Here is a 17,620-nt window from a genome sequence, read left to right on the forward strand (position 1 = left end):
CGAGGAGTGCGGCACGACCCCCCAGTCCTTGACCGCCCTGCCCTGCCCCGAGGGGTCGAATGATGTGATGCCTATCACTGTCTGGGCGTCTCAGGCATGTATGCGCCATTATGACCGGAATGGAAACCCGTTTTCTTGGCATCACTGATCTGGGCGAAGCCCCGTCCGTGGCGGTCGTAGTCGACGTCATGCGTGCTTTCACCGTGGCCGCCTGGGCTTTCGCCCAGGGGGCGGAAAAGATCGTTCTCGCTGAGTCGCTGGACGAAGCCCTGGCGCTCAAGGCACGTCACCCGGATTGGGTGGCGATCAAAGACGGTCCGGCCGCGCCCGGGTTCGACGCCGTCAACTCGCCGGGCCTGCTGCGCTCTCTTGACCTTGGCGGACGGACCGTTGTGCAGAAGACCACGGCAGGGACGGTCGGCGCCCTCGCGGTCAAGGACGCGCCGCTGGTGTTGTGCGCCGGCTTCGTGGTGGCGGAGGCAACGGCCCGGCTCTTGCGGACGCACAAGAGTGACAGCGTCACGTTCGTGGTCACCGGCGAGGATGGGCAGGCCGATGAAGATCTGGCGTGTGCTCAATACATCGCTCGGAGGGTCACCGAGGCTGGGACGGATGCCGCCGAGTTCGTCCGCCGCGCTGCCGAGTCGCGCGCCGCCACCGAGCTGGCGGAGGGGGTGCGTCAAGGAGTCCATCCTGATGACGTCGCGCTCTGTCTTGAGGTCGACCGGTTTCCCTTCGCCATGGTGGCGACCTTGGAAGGCTCGCTCATGGTCCTGCGTCCGAGCGCGATGCCCGCCCTGACCGACTAAAACCCGGTCTGATCGCTGGTGACATCCCGGGACGGGCGTTACCCGCGTACCTCTGAAGAAATTCGGGCGGAGGTGTTCGTAGCAGGGGTGAGCGGCCGCCCGCGAGGGGTGCCCCGAAGACGAGCAGGACCGTGGAGCCTGGGACGCGACGCTGATCGCCGAGGGTCACCGGCTGGTACGCGGGCGCCTGGCCTCCGGGGTGACCCCGGGTCGCTACCAGATCCTGGCAGCGATCAACGCCGTGCACACCTCAGCCCGCGACGTACGCGACGCCGGTCAGTGTCATGAGTGCCAGGCTCTCGATCAACCCCAGCGCGGCGGCACCGGCTCTGGCCGTACGGCGCCGATGACGTGAGCCAGCGTGACGGCCAGTGAACCGGCCGCGCCTGCGCACGCCGGTCGGGCACACGCGACCCGCGCCGCCGAGCGCGCAACGCCGCCGCCACCACCGTCACGCAAACCAGCAGCGACAGCGACACGACGATCCACATCAAGCTCACCGGACCGACCACACGTGCCCCCGCAAACCGGCCACAGGTGCCGTCCGGCCCACTCACCGGCGGCCGAAGGTGCCGAACGGCACAGCAACCGCCAGCCGCAAGCAGCGGTGAGTAACCGCAAGCGCCCGTCGGGCATAAGAGGGTTCCATGGAGCGGGCCGCGATGTACGCCGAGCCGCGGTCCGAGGTGAGGCGATCGCGCGTCCCGGTCAACCGGGCGCCGGTCTCGGGGAGTGACAGGGGTGGCTGTCACCGACGAGAGGAGGCCGGATGGACGCGGAGTTCGTGGATTTCGTACGCCGGCGGGGCGACCATCACCTGAGAACGGCGGTCCTGCTCACCGGGAACTGGCACACCGCCGAGGACCTGGTGCAGTCCTGCCTGGGCCGGTTATATCGCGTGTGGCCGCGGCTGGACACCAGCAGCGAGCCGGACGCCTACCTGCGGCGCATCCTCGTGAACACCTATCGATCATGGTGGCGGGCGCGGTGGCGGCGGGAGATCCCGCGCGCCGAACTACCCGATCAGCTCGATCCGGGTGACGTGGGCGAGGCGGGTGCCGTGGCCGAAGACGTACGCAAGGCGCTGGCGAAACTGCCGGTCAGGCAGCGTACGGCCCTGGTGCTGCGGTTCTTCGCGGACCTGCCGGAGTCGGAGGTCGCCGGCCTGATGGGCTGCTCGGTGGGCTCGGTCAAGACCCACACGCATCGCGGCCTGCGGGCGATGCGGCGGCTGATCCCGCCGGCCGCGCTGGTCAACCGAATCGAGGAGGAAGGGAGTGGGATCCGGTGAGACACCGAGACGAGGAGCCGAACATGACCGAGGTGGAACACCGGGACGTGGAGCCGTACATGACCGAAGACGAACTCCGCGCATTGCTCGTCAAGGCGACCGAGGGCCGGCCGGCGGGGATCGACCTCCTGCCGGCGCCGCCGCGTCGCCGCAGGATCCCGCTGCCGATCGTGTCGCCGGGACGCTTCAGGATGCCCCGGCCGATGGCGTCTCTGGGCGTTGTCGCCGCGGTCGCGATGGCCGTGGCCGCGGCGGTGGTGCTGCCCAGCGCCCAGTCCTCGGCCCAGGCCCAGGTGGTCGCCGCAGTGGAGAACACCGGCCAGGAGAGTTACCGCATCCACACCGTGTCCGGCCCGAAGACCTTCGAGGGCGCCTTCGACCCGGCCCAGCGGGTGGGCGTCATCACCAGGATCGGGGACGGCGCCGAGACCCGCTTCATCGGCGACCTGATGTACGGCAAGGACCCGGGCGACGAGAAGTGGGTGGTGTCTCCGCGCAACGACGCGGAGATAGCGGCCGCGCCGCCGGCCGTCGCCCTGGTCAAGCTCGCTCCACTGGACCCACAGGCGGCCCTGGAACGGCTCCGCTCGGCCACTGATGTCAGGGAGAGCGGCTCCGCCACGGGGCCGGGCTGGACCGGCCGGCGGTTCGCGTTCACGCTGGAGGCGATCACCGGCGACGTCGACGTGGACGACCAGGGCCGGGTCCGGCGCCTGGAGGTCACCTTCCATGACGGCAGGCGCCTCGTCATGGACATCATCGACTTCGGTGCGACCGTGACGGTCGAGGCCCCGCCCGCCGATCAGGTGCAGGAGGCGCCGGCCGGCAAGCCGGAGCCCAAGAAGACCTGACCGGTCACCTACCCGACGCGGCCCGAGGATCCGGACTTCGACGCCCAGCCCGCAACGTGAGGGGGCCGAAGGCGTGCCCGGTCCACAACTCACGGGAGATCTCTTCCGGATACGCCGTTATGCCCGGCTCGGTGTCGATGACCCAGGTATACCTGTTGTTCGGCTCGTACGCCGGCCAGCCCGGATCCCCGGTCGTGGCGAAGGCGATCCAGGCCGCGCGGACCCGGGCCGACAGCTCGGCCGCGGCTGGTGGCGGCTCCTGCCCGAGCAGCAGTCCTGCCGCCGCCCCAGCGGTCAGGTTGCCGAACGTCAGTGGCAGGCCGAGCCCGTGGCAGGCGCCGAGAGCGTCGCCGCCGAAGCCGGGGGCCGGCCAGGTCAGCTCGTACAGGTAGGACCGGCCGCGCCTCTGGTGGGCCTCGGCCAGCCGGACCGAAGGCATCCGGAACATCCAGTCGGAGTGCACCAGTTCGTACAGCCGCTCCTCGCCGGCCTCCGGGTAGGCGGCCCGGTAGGCGTCCGGGTCCGGGGCCAGCTCCCGCAGCGCGGTGGCCGCCCGCTCGGCGGTGATCTGGCCGGTGTCGCCGCTGATGGCCATGAACAGCCGATATTCGTCGCGGGTGTGCCCTGCGATCAGCTCCACCTCGCACGCGGCCCCGTCCGCCGGCGACCGCCACGGCACCGCGGGCAGCACCTCGCCGTCCACGACCGGCGCGAACGGCGACCGGACGTACGCGGCCAGGCCCCACTGCGGGCAGCCACCCGACTTTTCCGCCACCGCGTCCCCGGCGTCGATCAGCCGCTCCGGCGACAGGCGGGCGACTTCACCCGCGAGCGGGGGCAGGCCCAGCTCGCCGGCCACGGCGGCGGCGATGTCGGCGGCGAGCTCAGCGGAGAAGAACAGGCTGGGCACGCTCTGCGCGATCGCCCTGCGGAACAGACCGGCGGCTTGGGGCATCACCATCAGCGCCGCGATGCTCCCGGCTCCGGCGGACTCCCCGAAGACGGTGACCCGGTCCGGATCCCCGCCGAAGGCCGCGATGTTGTCGCGCACCCAGCGCAGAGCGGCCACCTGGTCCAGTAAACCGCGGTTGGCCGGTGCCCCCGGAAAGTGCCCGAAGCCCTCGGCGGAGACCCGGTAGTTGAAGGTGACCACGATGACGCCGTCCCGGGCGAGCACCCGGCCGTCGAAGACCGGGTCGCCGGACCATCCGTACATGTAACCCCCGCCATGGATCCACACCATCACCGGTAGCCGGGCGGCGCCCAGGTCGGGGGACCAGACATTGACGGTCAGCCAGTCGCCGTCCGCGCCGGACGCGCTGGACGCGCTGGACGCGCCCAGCAACGTGGACTGCGGCGGCGGCGGACCGAACGCGCCGGCCTCGCGCACCCCGTCCCACGGCTCGGGCGGCACCGGTGCGGCCAGCCGCAGCGCGCCTACCGGCGGGCGCGCGAACGGCACACCGCGGAAGACGGTCACGCCATCCTCCACCCGCCCGCGCAGCCTTCCCGTGGTCACCCGGACCTCCGGGTCTGCGGATCCGATGGCGCTCATGGCACTCTCCTCTTCCGGGGGTGCCGGCTCCCAGAGCCAGGCGCAGCCATCTTCACCCGAACCGCGGGCTCGCCGCACCCCGATTTCGAGCGCGCCACGTGTGCGGTGAGGCGCCGGCGCCGGCCGGGCCGGGGCGGCGACTCGCGGCGTTCGGGCAGGTGGATGAGGCGCCAGGTGATCAGGGCCCCGGCGATGTAGGCGGCACCGATGAGGAGGAAGGAGAGTGCCACTCCGGCGGTCCGGTCAGGGGTGACGGCCAGGACGGCGCCGACGATGGCGATGCCGATGAGGGAGCCGATCTGCCTGTTGGCGTTGAGGACCGAAGCGGCGGTGTTGGCGTGCCGGGTGTCCGCCGCGTTCATCATGGCCGCCGTCAAGGCGGGGGCGATGAGGCCGCCCGCGACGCCGGTCAGGCTGAGGGCGACGGCCAGCATCCAGTACGGGGTCGAGGGCGAGAGGGTGACCAGGGCCAGTGAGGCGGCCCCCGCGACCAGGAAGGAGACGGCGAGGAGCGGGCCGGTCGCGACGCGCCCGGAGATGCGGGCGAAGGCGATGTTGCTGAACGGGATGAAGACGGTGAGGGGAAGGATCTGCAGCCCGGCTTGGAGCGGGCTCGCGCCGCGGGCGTGCTGAACGTACAGGCCGATCGTGAAGAGCGTGCCGTAGAACGCGGCGTTGAACAGGAAGCCCACGGCGTTGGCGCCGGCGAAGCGGGCGGCGCGGAACAGCGTCCAGGGGATCACCTGGTTGTCCGTCCGGCGCTCGCGGCCGATGAGCAGGACGGTGGCCAGTGTTGCGGCGGCGATGGCGCCGATCACCGGGGCCGCGGTCCAGCCGAGCTGCGGTCCCTCGATCAGCGCGAAGCTGATGCCCGCCAGCAGGACGATGACGGCGGCGTACCCGGGGGCCGCCAGCGGCTGGGCGTCCCCCTCTGCCCTGGCGATGTACCGGCGGGTGAGGAGCATGCCCGCGATGCCGACCGGCAGGTTGATCAGGAAGATGCTCGGCCAGCCGAACGCGCCGACCATGATGCCGCCGATCGTCGGGCCCAGCGCCATGGACGAGGAGACGATCGCCGACCAGACGCCCAGCACCTTGGTGCGTTCGCGCGCGTCCGGGAAGGCCCGCATCAGCAGCGCGAGCGAACTCGGCATGAACATCGCCGCACCGACTCCCTGGAGGAGCCGCGCCGCGATCAGCAGCTCGATGCCCGGTGCCAGCGCGGCGGCCAGCGACGCGACACCGAAGATCGCCATGCCCCACATGTAGATCCGTCGCGCGCCCACCCGGTTCGCCAGGCCGCCGGCCAGCATCAGCAGGGCGGCGAAGGTGAGGACGTAGCCGTCCACGGCCCAGGTGAGCTGCGACAGGGAGGCGTGCAGGCGTTGCTGGATCGTGGCCCCGGCGACCTGCATCACCGTGGTGTCCAGGCTCGCCATGACGAACCCGGCGGCCAGCGCCGTGATCTTCATGGGGCCGGACGGAACCTTGGACATGATCGACCTCCGTCAATCCGAAATAAGTGGACGAGGTGCGTCCGGATCGGGACGCTAGCGCAACCGGACGTGATCTGTCCACTTAAATCGGACCAGGTCAGTCCACTTATTGCTAGGCTGGCCGAATGACGACGGCAGTACCCGCGGTGGACCGGCTCCTGGACGACGGGTCGGGCCGGCTTCCGCGCGCCGACGCCCGGCGCAACGTGGAACGCCTCGTCGTCGCCGCCCGTCAGGCCGCCGCCGATGGGGGCGAGATCACCGCCCACGAGATCGCGCGCCGCGCCGGTGTGGGCATCGGCACGTTCTACCGCCGGGCCGGCTCCCTGGAGGCCCTGCTCGAGGCGGTCCTCGGCGAGGTGCTGGGGGAGATCGTCGCCGAGGGCGACGAGGGGATGGCCGATCCGGACCCCTGGGCGGGTTTCGAGAGGTTCGCCCTGTCCTACATGCACCTTCGCAACGAGTTGTGCGACGTCAACAAGCGTCTCGGCGACCTCCTGGACCACTCCCGAGCCGAGCTGCGCGACCGCATCCAGCTCCTGGTGGAGCGAGCCCAGCAGGCCGGCGCGATGCGTACGGACGTGACCTGGGAGGACGTGGCGTTCCTCATGGTCGCCGCGTCCTCCACCGGACCCCACACCCTGGGCCTCCAGGCGGGCGTCCGCCAGTGGGAGCGCAACCTCCAGGTCGTCCTGGACGGCCTGCGCAACCCCGACCCCGGCGCCCTGCCCGGCGAACCGCCCACCCTGGACCCGCGTCCGGAAGCCTCCTGACCGCAGCCGGGCCAGATCGCGGACGTGCGACGCCGTCCGGCGGGCGCGCGGTTGCGGGGTCTACCCGGCTCGGTCATTTCGAGTCGCCCGGGTCGCTGACGGTCAACGCGGCGCGTTGCGCGGAGCTCAGGCGGTCAGGTCGCGGGGTGATCGTGTACGCCCCGCGCCCGGCCTGCTCCACGGTGAGCGGATCGGAGAGGATCTGCCGACGGCTGATCGCGTCCAGGGCGTCGTCCGCCCGCCGGACGGGCCAGCCGAGTGCCGTGGCGAGTTCGTCCACGGTGAGTGGCCGAGCGGCGTACACCAGCGCGGCCAGCACCGTCAGCGCGTCGCGCACCACGGCGTCGGTGAGGCCGCTGTCGTTCATCTGCTCGCTGATCCAGGCGAAGAACTGAGCCATCTGGCCCAGCCGGGTGCCGGCGGGCGTGCCCGCGCCGAAGATCTCGATCCCGTGCCGCGCGGCCGCCGCGACGTCGGCGTGCGCCCCGGTGTCGGCCTTGAACGCCCGGAGCCAGAGGTCGTCGTCGATGACGTAGCGCTCGCGGCGGCCGGACTCCTGGGTGCGCCTGACCAGCTCGATCGACTCAAGGTAGCCGATGGCCTTGGACACCGACGCCGGGCTGACCTGTAGCCGGCGGACGAGCTCGGCGGATGCCAGGCTCCCGGCGTCGGAGGTGAGCAGGCAGACGAACACGCGAGCGGGCATCCGGGGGAGGCCGGTCCCGACCAGCAGCGCCGCGAACTGCTCCACGAAACCGCGCACGGACTCGGCCGGCCGCTCGTCGGCTGGTTGCTCCGTGGCCTGAACCGGTCTGCGGCGGCGGGCGCGCTGCCCGGCGGCCTGCTGGGCGCGGTCGGCCAGGTAGCCGCCGGGCGCGCTGTTGCGTGCCACCTCGCGGCTGATCGTGGACGTGGGCCGGCCCAGCCGCCGGGCGATCTCGGCGTATCCCAGCCCTTCGGCCAGCCAGATCGCGATCTGCCGGCGATCCTCGTGGGTCAGCCTGTCTCCGGGCATCGGCTCGCCCTCCTGTCGGCGCGGGTCCGCGGGTGCGTTCACCCACAGTACATTGCAACGAATGGTCAGCGTGAATTGCATTTACCGACAATTCTGTTGCAACGATAGGCGTGAATGCACACTAAGAGCTGGGTGTAACGTTGACGATAATTGAAATGCAACGTAGCCTTTTCTTGCTCGGAAAGAATCGAACAGGACGAGGAAACCCCTTATGGCAAGAGCGTTGGATGTGACCCGGATACGAGGCCGCGTCTCCGAGCTGCTCGCGGAGTACCGGATTCCGAGTGCCGCGATCGGCGTCCTCAGCGACGGGGAGATCACCGACTTCGCGGTCGGCGTCAAGAACGTCTCCACGCGGGAGCCCGCGACGACCGACACCATCTACCAGTGCGGCTCCGTGTCCAAGACATGGACCGCCCTCGCCTTCATGCGGCTCGTCGACGAGGGGAAAGTCGCCCTGGACGAGCCGGTGCGGACCTACCTTCCTGCTTTCCGGGTCGCCGACCCCGACGTCAGCGCCAAGGTCACACCCCGCCATCTCCTCAACCACACCAACGGCATCGAGGAGAGCTTCGGAGACCCGGGGGAGGACGACGACGTGTACGAGCGCATGGTGGCGAACATCGCCGGCGCACGCCAGGTCCACCCCTTGGGCCACACTCACGGCTACAGCGCCGCCCTGGGCTACGCGATCCTCGCCCGCGTCATGGAGGTGATCGACGGCAGGCGGTGGGACGACATCATGAAGGATCGCCTGTTCGACCCCTTGGGACTGACTTCGACGAGCAGCCGGCGCGAGCACGTGGACCAGGATCGGGCCGCGACCGGATACCTGATCCGATCCCTCGAAGAGGGACCCTTCCTCTCACCGCTGAGTCACCTGCCACGCTCCTTCGGTCCCGGAGGCAACGTCAGCACGACAGCCCGGGAACTGCTCACGATGGCGTCCGTCTTCCTCAACGAAGGAAAGGCGCCGAACGGGACCAGAATCGCCTCACCCGGCATCATTCGCGAGATGACGGAGTCGCGGGTCCCCTTACCCGACCCGTACATGTTCGGGCCGGAATGGGCGCTCGGCCTCATCGTGTGCGATTGGCACGGCCAAACCGTCTACGCCCACGACGGCAGCGCGGTCAGCCAGAGCGCCCGCCTGCGGATCCTGCCGGAATCGAACATCGCCGTCTCCCTGCTGGCGAACGCCGGGCCGCGCGACAGCTTCTACCGGAAGGTGTTCAACGAGATCCTGGCCGACCTCGGCGCGGTCACGATCCCCGCCCTGCCGAAGCCCGACCCGGCCCTGGTCCTCGATCTGTCCAGGTACGAAGGTTCCTACGAGCGCCCGGGCACCCGCTACGAAGTGGCGGCCGAACGCGGGAAGCTCCACCTCAGATTCACCCTGAATCCCATGGAGGCGCACCTCCTCAACAAACCGGAACAGCTCGACTACGAACTGCTCCCGATCAGCGAGACCCACTTCTTGATGCCTTCGGACGATCCGCTCGAAGACCCTCAGACGGTCGCGATCTACGACTTCAAGAATGGCGCCGCACAGTATCTCCACAGCAATTGCCGAGTACATCCGAGAGCCAATGAGGAGGATGCCACGATGCACGTCATGGCTGTTTCCACGATTTCCGACAACGACGGTTTCTGGGATTCCCTCAAGAAGGCGTACGGCCGGCTTCCCAAGGGTGCCAAGTGGACGCTGGCGGTGGCGAGCACCGACGGGACCAAGGCGGTGAACGTCATCATCCATGACTCGATCGACGGCGTCCGGAGCCTCTTCGAGGAGCACATCGGCGCCTTCGCCACGACGGAGTACTTCGAGGCGGACGCGGCCAACGCGGTCGGCCTCCCTGCGAAGTAGCCCTTCACAGCGGGCCGCCGCTCGACGACTCGGCCGCACCGAGGCGCAGGCTCAGCCCACGCGTTCTGGCGAGTCGCCCCCCGGTCACGACACCGTCCTGACCCGCTCGGCGGCGGCGTGCGGAGCGGCTGGGCCGAGCCATGTCGTGAGGGCGGTCCGGAGAGCGTCCAGATCCGGCCGAGGAGGTCGTCCGTCCCCTCCATCGGATACCTGATGTCGGTCGCCGTGATCGCACCGGCCAGGCGCAGCCGTACCTCATCGATGCCGATGAGATCGCCCAGCATCTCGCGCAGGGCGGAGGTGTGATCGTCCACCCGCCAGAGTGCGGTCTGGGCGCGGGTGTTCTGCAGGACGCGGGCGGCGACCGGGTGGCGTTCGGCCTGGTAGGTGTCGAGCAACAGGTCCGGGGCCTGGCCGCGGACGACGCGTCCCAGCGATCTTGAGCAGGGCCTTGCGGAGGGTCTCCAGGGACACCGGTTCGGTCCGGTCGGTGACGTGATCGAACTCGTTGGTCAGCACCCGGTACCAGTCCGGGCCGAACGACGACACCGAGAAGCTGCCGTGCTCGCGCCGCTCCTGGAAGATGTCGTCCGCGGGCGGCTCGGCGAGCTCGACGTCGCCGAGCAGCGCGGTCATCGTGGCCGGCGTGCCGGGGAAGGCGATGCCGGCGAGCCCGCGCGCTCCGCCAGCAGCCGTTCCACCTCGGACTGCACGATGACGAGAACGTACGGATGCCGCGTCGCCACATCGGACACGTCGAGCCGGAAGGCGGCGAAGTGCACGCCCTGCCTCCGCCGTCCGCGATCGAGGATCCGGTCGATGAGGCCCCGCTGATCGAGCGTCTCCATCGTGCGGATGTGCAGCCCACCGGCCCGCGATTCCACCGTTCGAGGGGCCGGGAGGCGTTCGAGCAGGAGCACATCGACCCCGGCGAGGCGCAGCTCGCACGCGAGCATCAGCCCCGTCGGCCCCGCCCCGGCGATCACCACCTGCGTGTCGGTCATGGTCATGGTTCATGCGCGATCGCGACCTGCTTCGTTGCGGCCGGTCGGCTTCTCCTACCGGCTGATCTGACGCGGAGCCGCCACCGCGAGCAGTTTGTCCGGGTTGCGAATGGCGTAGAAGTTGGTGATCTTGCCATCGGCGATCTCGATCAGGAAGACGCCTTCCAGGCGTTCGCCGCCGAGGACCAGCGCGGGCGTGTTGTTGCAGTTGACCATCTCGATCCGCAGGTCAGCCAGCCGCCCCACGCGGAACAGGCTCATGAGGACCGCCGCCACCTTCTCCGCCCCCACCACCGGCCGGCGTGCCGCGGTGGCCTTGCCGCCGCTGTCGGCGGTCCAGGTGACGTCCGGCGCGAGCAGCGCGAGCAGCCCCTCCAGGTCACCGCCGGCCGTGGCGGTCATGAACCGCTCGGTGATCCGCGCGGTCGTCGCGGCGTCGACGGGCTCGAAGCGCTTGCGCCGCGCCCGCACGTGCTCGCGGGCACGGTGCGCCACCTGGCGCACCGTCGCCGCGGACTTGCCCACCGCTGTGGCGATGTCGTGGTAATCGAAGCCGAACACCTCGCGCAGCACGAACACCGCACGCTCATCGGGGGTGAGTGTTTCGAGCAGCACGAGCATCGCCATCGACACGGACTCGGCGAGCAGCACATCGGCCGAGGCGTCGTGCTCGGCGAGCAGCAGCGGCTCGGGCAGCCACGAGCCGACGTAGTCCTCGCGACGGCGCGCGCTCGCCCGCAAGGTGTTGAGCGCCTGACGGGTCACCAGCTGGGCCAGATACGACTTGGTGTCCCGCACCGTCGCGAGGTCCACTTCGGACCACCGCAGATAGCTGTTCTGCAGCACGTCGTCGGACTCGGTCACCGAGCCGAGTATCTCGTAGACGATCGTGAACAGCAGCGGCCGTAACAGGGTGAAGCGCTCGGCATGCTCGTCGGTGCTCACGGGGAGGTGACCACCCGCGCGGCGGATTCCGGCTGCCCGGGACGCGGGCCGCCCTTCGGCCAGCCCATCGAACCCGGCTCGCGGGCCTCCCGGCGGATCCGCTTCGACACCACGAACTTGCAGGTCACCTCCTTGATCGCCGCGCCCATGCGGCCGCCGACGTAGACGTTCACCGGGGTGTCGTCCTTGCGGGCGATCTGTCGTATGCCGGCGCGCCGGCCGAGACTGACGCACGCTCCCGTGAAGGCCAGGTCGATCACCGCCGGCTCGGTGCCCGCGATGCGGCTCAGCACGGTGTCGGCCGCCTGCGCCCCGAGCGGCCCGGCGGCGTAACCGCTCATCCGCAGCGGCCGGCCCGACGGTGCGGCGGCGTCGCCGCGATGCTGCCGACCGCGTAGATGACGTAGTCGTAGTCCAGCGCGCGGCCCGACGCCAGCCGCACGGTGCGGGTGGCGGTCTCGATGCTCGTGGCGCTGTCGACGACCAGATGGATGCCCTCGCCGAGCAGCGTGCCGTAGTCGATCGTGGCGTCGCCGGTACGGGCCGCGAACTGGTGCAGCCGGATGCGTTCGACGAACTCCGGGCGCGGATTGACCAGCGTGATGTCGGCGTCGGCGCGCATCCGCAGACGGTTGGCCGCGAGCGTTCCGGCGTAGCCGCCGCCGATGACGACGATCTTGTGGGGTGTGTTCTGTTCGGTCATGCCCTCAGGACACCGCCGATCGCTGGGACGTGACATCACGCGACGTGACACGCGTCACTCCACTCAAGAGCGCGGAGCTCTGCGTGGTGCTCGCGGTGAGGAAGAGCCGGCCGACCGCCTGCAGGTAGTCGCGTAGTTCGGGTGGTCCGATCACCTCGAAGTCCGTTCCGACGCTCGCGAGGATCATGGCCGGGTCGGCGAGGGTGTGGACGTTCATCAGCAGCCGGCAACTCGTCTCGGTGAGGGGTTCCACCGTTGCCCAGCGCCCGGCGGCCCGCTCGACGACGGCGGCGCCGGCATGGACGATGACCTCCACCTCGTAGCGGGTCGGCACCGTGCTGATCTGGTCGCGGACGTACCGGGCCGGGTCGCCGCCCGGGAGCTCACGTGGCCGGAAGCGGGCTCCGGTGACGGTCGGATCGGTGAGCCGGTCGACCCTGAAGACGCGCCAGTCGTGGCGGTCGGTGTCCCAGGCGATGAGGTACCAGCGGTAGCCGAGTGCCACCAGCCGGTGTGGCTCGACCAGCCGGATGGCGTCGGCGCCGTCATGGCGGGTGTAGCCGAATCGGAGACGCTCGTCGTCGCGGCAGGCCTGAGCGATGAGGGCCAGGGCGTCGGCGCGCACGGTCGGGGCTTCCAGCATCGCCGCGACCGTGTACTTCTGCAGCGCGTCGACGCGCCGGCGCAGCCTGGGCGGCATCACCTGGACCAGCTTGGTCAGGGCTCGCAGCGAGGTCTCCTCGATACCGGACACGACACCCGCCGCGGCGCTGCGCAGGCCGACCGCGATCGCCACCGCCTCATCGTCGTCGATCAGCAAGGGCGGCATGGAGGCGCCGGGGCGCAGTTGGTAGCCGCCTGCCACGCCACGGCTGGCCTCCACCGGGTAGCCCCATCTCGCGCAGCCGATCGACGTCGCGCCGGAGCGTGCGCGCGCTGACCTCCAGCCGGTCGGCGAGCTCCCCGCCGGGCCAGTAGCGGTGGTGCTGCAGCAGGGACAGCAGTCTCAGCATGCGCGCGCTGGTGTTCGCCATGACGCCAAACTCCCTCCAATTGAGGTCAGAAAGTGGCCGCTATTGATTCTAGGTTCTTCTCATGAGCGAAACGATGACGGCGGACACCGCCCGTGAAGTCCGTCTGGCCCAGCATCTGACGGGCGAGCTCGGCCTGGACAACTTCGAGGTCGCCGACGTGGCGCTGCCCGAGCTCGGCGCGGGCGAGGTGCTGGTCCGCACCGACTACCTGGGGCTGTCGGTGGCGTACCTGGAGATGATGCGAGCGGATTCGCAGCTGCCGATCCCGCCGTGGAGCGTCGGCCGGCGGATCGGGGGCGGTGCGGTCGGCACGGTCGTCCGTTCCCGCAGCGGCGACCTGGCCGTCGGGGATCTGGTCAAGACGATGGCGGGCTGGTGTGACTACTCGGCCGGTCCCGCCGGCTCCTACCAGAGAGTCGGGCGTGACCAGTTCCCGAGCCCGGTGCACCACCTGAGCCAGGGCCCCACCGCCTACTACGGCATGGCCGAGATCGCCAAGGCCGGCGAGGGCGACGTGGTGTTCGTGTCCGGCGCGGCAGGCGGGGTCGGGTCGCTGGCCGGCCAGATCGCCAGGTGCCGCGGCGCCGCGAAGGTGATCGGCAGCGCGGGGAGCAAGGAGAAGGTCGCCTATCTGGTCGACGAGCTCGGCTTCGACGCCGCTTTCGACTACCACGACGGCCCCATCGCCGATCAGCTGAACGAGCTCGCCCCCGAAGGCATCACCGTGTTCTTCGACAACGTCGGCGGCGAGCAGTTGGAGGCCGCGATCGAGGCGGCCGCACCGGGTGCCCGGTTCGCCCTGTGCGGCGCGCTGTCGGCCCAGATCCGCGGTGGCGCGGACAGATTCCCCGGAGCCGACTCGGCGGCGGCCGCCGCCAAGGGCGTCCAGGTGCTGCCGTTCTCCACCTATCACACGCCGGAGCAGATCTCGGCGTGGACCGAGCACTTCAGCGCCTGGCTGGCACAGGGCCGGTTCGTCTTCCCCCACACGGTCGTGGACAGCGGCTTGGCAGGAGCGCCGCAGGCACTCGTGTCGTTGCTGAAGGGCGACTACAAGGGCAACGTGTCCGTGCGGATCGCGGCCCACTCCAACCGCTGAACCAGCAGGGGCAGGGGTCCCTGCCCCTGCGACGTCCCCCAAGGAGCCCCTGTGCCCGTCGTATCCCTGCGTGCCCTCAACCGGACGCTGCTGGAGCGTCAGATGCTGATCAGCCGCACGTCCCGGCCGGCGCTCGAGGTGGTGGAACATCTGGTCGCGATGCAAGGGCAGGAGCCCAACTGGCCCTACGTCGGGCTCTGGGCTCGGATCGCCGGCTTCTCCCATGAGCACCTGGCGTCGCTGCTGAGCGACCGGAGCGTGGTGCGCTCCACCGTGCTGCGCAGCACCCAGCACCTGGTCAGTGCCGACGACTTCCGCTGGTTGCGACCGGTGGTTCAGCCCGTCCTGGACCGCACCGTACGGGCGCCCTACTTCGCCCAGGCGACCGCCGGGCTGGAGCTGTCCGAGATCGCCGGCACCGGCCGGGACCTGCTGGCCGACCGGACCCGGGTCATCGACGACCAGGACCGCAGGCGCGTCATGCTGGGCCGGGCCATGGTGCACCCCACCTTTCTCATCGACGGCTTCGTCCACGGCACCTGGAGCCTGAAAGGCACCACGCTGCTCGTGTCCCCGTTCCGGCCCTTGTCCACGGCGGACACCACCGCGGTGCTGGAAGAAGCCGAACGCCTTCACCCCTTCCTCACCCCGGCCACCGAGCGGCATATCGCCCTGGTCTGACCGCGACCGAAGAAGGCGGCCACCTGGCCGCCGGCGTGGGCGACGCTGACCTTTCCCCGCCCTGACGCCGCACCCGCACATGCCATCGCCCTGTGGGCCCCACCCGGTCGCCCGCACCGTCTTCCGCCGTCGAAGTGGAACAACCTTCCCGTTTCTGTCGTTACGCTGGGCACGACAAATCGGGTAGCCCGTTCCACTTCGAAGGGTGCAGCTCATGCGTGCTGTAACGCTGAACTCCGTGGACTTCAGCGGCGACCGGCCGGCCCAGGTCCGCACGCTCGCCCCGGAAGGCGTGGACGCGGTGCTGCACCTGGCGGGCGACGGCGTTGAGCTGGCAGGGCTGCTGCGCGAGGGCGGCCGCCTCGCCTCCACCCTGGGTCTGACCCCGGATGCCGTCGAGGGTCTCGACGGCACCGTTCACACGATCATGGCCGACCCGAACCCGCAGACCCTGACCGTCCTGGCCGAGCAGGCCGCCTCGGGCGCGCTGCGCGTCCCGGTCACCGCCACCTACCCGCTGGAGCAGGCCCCGGAGGCGTTCGCCGCCTTCGGCGCCGGAACGCTCGGCAAGCTCACCGTCACCTGCTCCTGACGTCTTCGGTGCCACCGGCGCTCAGGCCGGCGACACCCGTGCGCTACCAGGCGATCCGGCCCGGGTCATCGGCCGCCCGACCCAGCCGCTGGCCGAGACCATGGGCATGGCTCCTGACCTCCTGACGAAGTGCGAACGCTCACTCCTCACCCCGGTACACGGTGTTCGCCGGGACGATCGCGGCCTCCGCTGGTTCATCGAGGACGCGCCACGTACACCTAACCCGCGTAGTCCGGGGTCATGGTGGCGGCCAGGGTGAGGTGGGAGGCGGCCTCCTGCTGCCTGCCCTGGCGCTGGAGCGTGCGGCCCAGGAGGTGGCGGGCGTAGGAGTCGTCCGGGGACTGGGCCACCAGGGACTCCAGCGCCGTACGGGCCCGGTTGAGCTGGGCCGACGCGAAATAGGCCCGCGCCGCCAGCGTCCGCACCCCCCGGTCGCCGCCGTGCTCCGCCAGCAGGGGCCGCAGCAGCGTCAGCGCGCCGAGGGGGTCGCGCTGGTCGAGCAGGGACTCGGCCCAGCGCAACCGCCGCACCTCGTCGGGCAGGTGGCGAGGCGTGCGCAGGCTCGCGTCCCGCAGGAACTCCCTGATCGCCTCCGGCGACTGCGCGCCCTCCAGCGCGAGGTCGCCCACGACGATCGTCGGCGAGGTGCGTACACCCTTGGCCTTCCCGATGAGCAGCAGCTCCCGGGTCAGCTCCGCGCCGGGCAGCGTCTGGCGCGCGGGGTCGGGATCGGCGTAGCCCGCCTCTCCGGTGAGGCCCGCGTCCGTCGCGATCGCGGTCAGGACGGCGACGTCGCTGACGTCCAGGACCTCGACGAAGTGCGCGCGCAGCACCCGCTCCACCACCCGCTCCTGCAGCTCCGCGCCGCCCTTCTCGTACGCCAGCGCGATCAGCCGGTGCGCCTCCAGCGTGGGGGCCCGCCAGCCGGAGCCCCACTGCGCCCCCAGCCCCTCGGCGGCGGCCACGTCGGCCACCCGCGCCCGGTTCTCCGCCGGCGACAGGCCGGGCGAGCAGGCGCGCAGCGCCTCGTCGGCGATCGGGTCGCGCAACATCTCGGCCATGGGCACCGCCTGCGCGGGCGCGGACGGGTCGATCTGGTACGGCCGCCAGACCACCTCCACCGGCTCTCCCTCCCAGGAGGTCAGCGCCTTCTCCAGCCGCCGCTTGCCGATGTGGGCCCAACCGCAGACGACATCAGCCCAGATCTCGATTCGCATAGCGCACAAAGTATGCGACATGTGTTGAATAGTCAACATGTGTCGCATAGGCGATGGATGTCGTATAGTTGGTGCTGTGCATTCGGATGATCCACGCGCGCAACGGACCCGCGCCCGGCTCAAGGCGGCCGTGCTCGAGCTGGCCGCGCAGCAGGAGCTCGCCACCATCACCATGTCGGCGCTGGCCAAGCGCGCCGAGGTGAACCGGGCGACCGTCTACCTGCACTATCCCGACGTGGACTCGCTGGTCACCGATGCCATGGAGGACGCCGTCGCCGCGGTCGCCAGGGCGGCCGCCCTGTGCCCCCTCGACGCTCCCCGCGACCGGGCGCCTGATCCGCTGGAGGAGTTGTTCGAGCACGTGGCCGCCAACGCCACCATGTACGCGCGCATGCTCGGACCGCACGGCAGCGCCCGCTTCGGCGCCCGCATGCGCGAACGCCTGACCGCCGAACTGGCCGGCCGCTTCGCCGGCGGGCGGCGGCCCGCGGGGTGGGACGACGTACCGGTGCCGATGCACGCCGCCTACCTGGCCGGCGCGCTCGTCGGCGTCGTCGCCCACTGGGTGGCCGCACAGGAGCAGGTCCCGACGCGGGAGGCGGCGCTGGCGTTCTGGAGGTTGTTCCGCAACGGGTGCCAGGGCGCTTCGGGGGCGTGAACGCGCCCCATCGCCAGGGCAAGGCGCTGC

17 protein-coding genes and 2 pseudogenes are annotated in these 17,620 nt (G+C 70.6%); 9 read left to right on the forward strand and 10 right to left on the reverse strand.

Features of this window, described 5'->3' with window-relative positions:
• The first annotated feature begins 119 nt into the window (after positions 1–119).
• From ACWD0F_RS44990 to ACWD0F_RS45000, 3 genes are all read left to right on the forward strand, one after another.
• Positions 120–809 carry a 2-phosphosulfolactate phosphatase gene (locus ACWD0F_RS44990; protein ID WP_449888215.1) on the forward strand — a complete coding sequence of 230 codons (690 nt, stop codon included), beginning with the start codon at positions 120–122 and terminating at the stop codon, positions 807–809.
• Between the two features lie 769 nt (positions 810–1,578).
• Positions 1,579–2,100 carry a SigE family RNA polymerase sigma factor gene (locus ACWD0F_RS44995; protein WP_449888216.1) on the forward strand — a complete coding sequence of 174 codons (522 nt, stop codon included), beginning with the start codon at positions 1,579–1,581 and terminating at the stop codon, positions 2,098–2,100.
• A 23-nt stretch (positions 2,101–2,123) separates the two neighbouring features.
• Positions 2,124–2,951, forward strand: a complete 828-nt coding sequence (locus ACWD0F_RS45000) for a hypothetical protein (protein ID WP_449888218.1) — start codon at positions 2,124–2,126, stop codon at positions 2,949–2,951.
• A gap of 4 nt (positions 2,952–2,955) precedes the next feature.
• Here the strand turns inward: ACWD0F_RS45000 and ACWD0F_RS45005 are convergent, their stop codons facing one another.
• Together ACWD0F_RS45005 and ACWD0F_RS45010 are read right to left on the reverse strand one after the other, a co-directional pair.
• Positions 2,956–4,506: a carboxylesterase/lipase family protein gene (locus ACWD0F_RS45005; protein WP_449888219.1), complete on the reverse strand. Its 1,551-nt coding sequence runs from the start codon at positions 4,504–4,506 to the stop codon at positions 2,956–2,958.
• Positions 4,503–6,002, reverse strand: a complete 1,500-nt coding sequence (locus ACWD0F_RS45010; RefSeq protein ID WP_449888221.1) for an MFS transporter — start codon at positions 6,000–6,002, stop codon at positions 4,503–4,505. The genes ACWD0F_RS45005 and ACWD0F_RS45010 overlap by 4 nt, the downstream gene beginning before the upstream one ends.
• 125 nt (positions 6,003–6,127) lie before the next feature.
• On the opposite strand from ACWD0F_RS45010, the gene ACWD0F_RS45015 reads away from it, so the two are divergent.
• Positions 6,128–6,775 carry a TetR/AcrR family transcriptional regulator gene (locus tag ACWD0F_RS45015; protein ID WP_449888222.1) on the forward strand — a complete coding sequence of 216 codons (648 nt, stop codon included), beginning with the start codon at positions 6,128–6,130 and terminating at the stop codon, positions 6,773–6,775.
• A 73-nt stretch (positions 6,776–6,848) separates the two neighbouring features.
• On the opposite strand, the gene ACWD0F_RS45020 is transcribed toward ACWD0F_RS45015, so the two are convergent.
• Positions 6,849–7,790: a helix-turn-helix domain-containing protein gene (locus ACWD0F_RS45020; protein ID WP_449888223.1), complete on the reverse strand. Its 942-nt coding sequence runs from the start codon at positions 7,788–7,790 to the stop codon at positions 6,849–6,851.
• A 229-nt stretch (positions 7,791–8,019) separates the two neighbouring features.
• On the opposite strand from ACWD0F_RS45020, the gene ACWD0F_RS45025 reads away from it, so the two are divergent.
• Positions 8,020–9,657, forward strand: coding sequence for a serine hydrolase (locus ACWD0F_RS45025; RefSeq protein ID WP_449888224.1), 1,638 nt, complete (start codon positions 8,020–8,022; stop codon positions 9,655–9,657).
• A 350-nt stretch (positions 9,658–10,007) separates the two neighbouring features.
• Here the strand turns inward: ACWD0F_RS45025 and ACWD0F_RS45030 are convergent.
• From ACWD0F_RS45030 to ACWD0F_RS45055, 6 genes and pseudogenes are all read right to left on the reverse strand, one after another.
• Positions 10,008–10,157: pseudogene (locus ACWD0F_RS45030) on the reverse strand (FAD-dependent monooxygenase); the annotation flags it as partial.
• A gap of 132 nt (positions 10,158–10,289) precedes the next feature.
• Positions 10,290–10,661: an FAD-dependent monooxygenase gene (locus ACWD0F_RS45035; protein WP_449888225.1), complete on the reverse strand. Its 372-nt coding sequence runs from the start codon at positions 10,659–10,661 to the stop codon at positions 10,290–10,292.
• 54 nt (positions 10,662–10,715) lie between these two features.
• On the reverse strand, positions 10,716–11,606 hold the full coding sequence (gene sigJ, locus ACWD0F_RS45040) for an RNA polymerase sigma factor SigJ (RefSeq protein WP_449888227.1): 891 nt from the start codon (positions 11,604–11,606) through the stop codon (positions 10,716–10,718).
• Entirely contained in the window at positions 11,603–11,947 is a 345-nt protein-coding gene (locus ACWD0F_RS45045; RefSeq protein ID WP_449888229.1) for a hypothetical protein, read from the reverse strand. Before ACWD0F_RS45045 ends, sigJ begins: the two co-directional genes overlap by 4 nt.
• Positions 11,944–12,309 carry an FAD-dependent oxidoreductase gene (locus tag ACWD0F_RS45050; protein WP_449888231.1) on the reverse strand — a complete coding sequence of 122 codons (366 nt, stop codon included), beginning with the start codon at positions 12,307–12,309 and terminating at the stop codon, positions 11,944–11,946. Before ACWD0F_RS45050 ends, ACWD0F_RS45045 begins: the two co-directional genes overlap by 4 nt.
• Before the next feature lie 4 nt (positions 12,310–12,313).
• Positions 12,314–13,343, reverse strand: a pseudogene (locus tag ACWD0F_RS45055) (helix-turn-helix transcriptional regulator).
• A 61-nt stretch (positions 13,344–13,404) separates the two neighbouring features.
• Between ACWD0F_RS45055 and ACWD0F_RS45060 the strand changes: the two are divergent.
• The 3 genes from ACWD0F_RS45060 (at position 13,405) to ACWD0F_RS45070 (ending at position 15,715) form a co-directional block, all read left to right on the forward strand.
• Positions 13,405–14,442 carry a zinc-binding dehydrogenase gene (locus ACWD0F_RS45060; protein ID WP_449888233.1) on the forward strand — a complete coding sequence of 346 codons (1,038 nt, stop codon included), beginning with the start codon at positions 13,405–13,407 and terminating at the stop codon, positions 14,440–14,442.
• A gap of 51 nt (positions 14,443–14,493) precedes the next feature.
• Positions 14,494–15,123: a DNA glycosylase AlkZ-like family protein gene (locus tag ACWD0F_RS45065; RefSeq protein WP_449888235.1), complete on the forward strand. Its 630-nt coding sequence runs from the start codon at positions 14,494–14,496 to the stop codon at positions 15,121–15,123.
• Between the two features lie 214 nt (positions 15,124–15,337).
• Positions 15,338–15,715: a zinc-binding dehydrogenase gene (locus ACWD0F_RS45070; RefSeq protein WP_449888237.1), complete on the forward strand. Its 378-nt coding sequence runs from the start codon at positions 15,338–15,340 to the stop codon at positions 15,713–15,715.
• A gap of 218 nt (positions 15,716–15,933) precedes the next feature.
• Here ACWD0F_RS45070 and ACWD0F_RS45075 read toward each other — a convergent pair whose 3' ends face one another.
• Complete coding sequence (locus ACWD0F_RS45075) at positions 15,934–16,932, reverse strand: DsbA family protein (RefSeq protein ID WP_449888239.1); 999 nt, start codon at positions 16,930–16,932, stop codon at positions 15,934–15,936.
• A gap of 76 nt (positions 16,933–17,008) precedes the next feature.
• Between ACWD0F_RS45075 and ACWD0F_RS45080 the strand changes: the two genes are divergently transcribed.
• Entirely contained in the window at positions 17,009–17,590 is a 582-nt protein-coding gene (locus ACWD0F_RS45080) for a TetR/AcrR family transcriptional regulator (protein WP_449888241.1), read from the forward strand.
• The last annotated feature ends 30 nt before the right edge of the window (positions 17,591–17,620 follow it).

It is taken from the genome of Nonomuraea sp. NPDC002799, assembly GCF_053592075.1.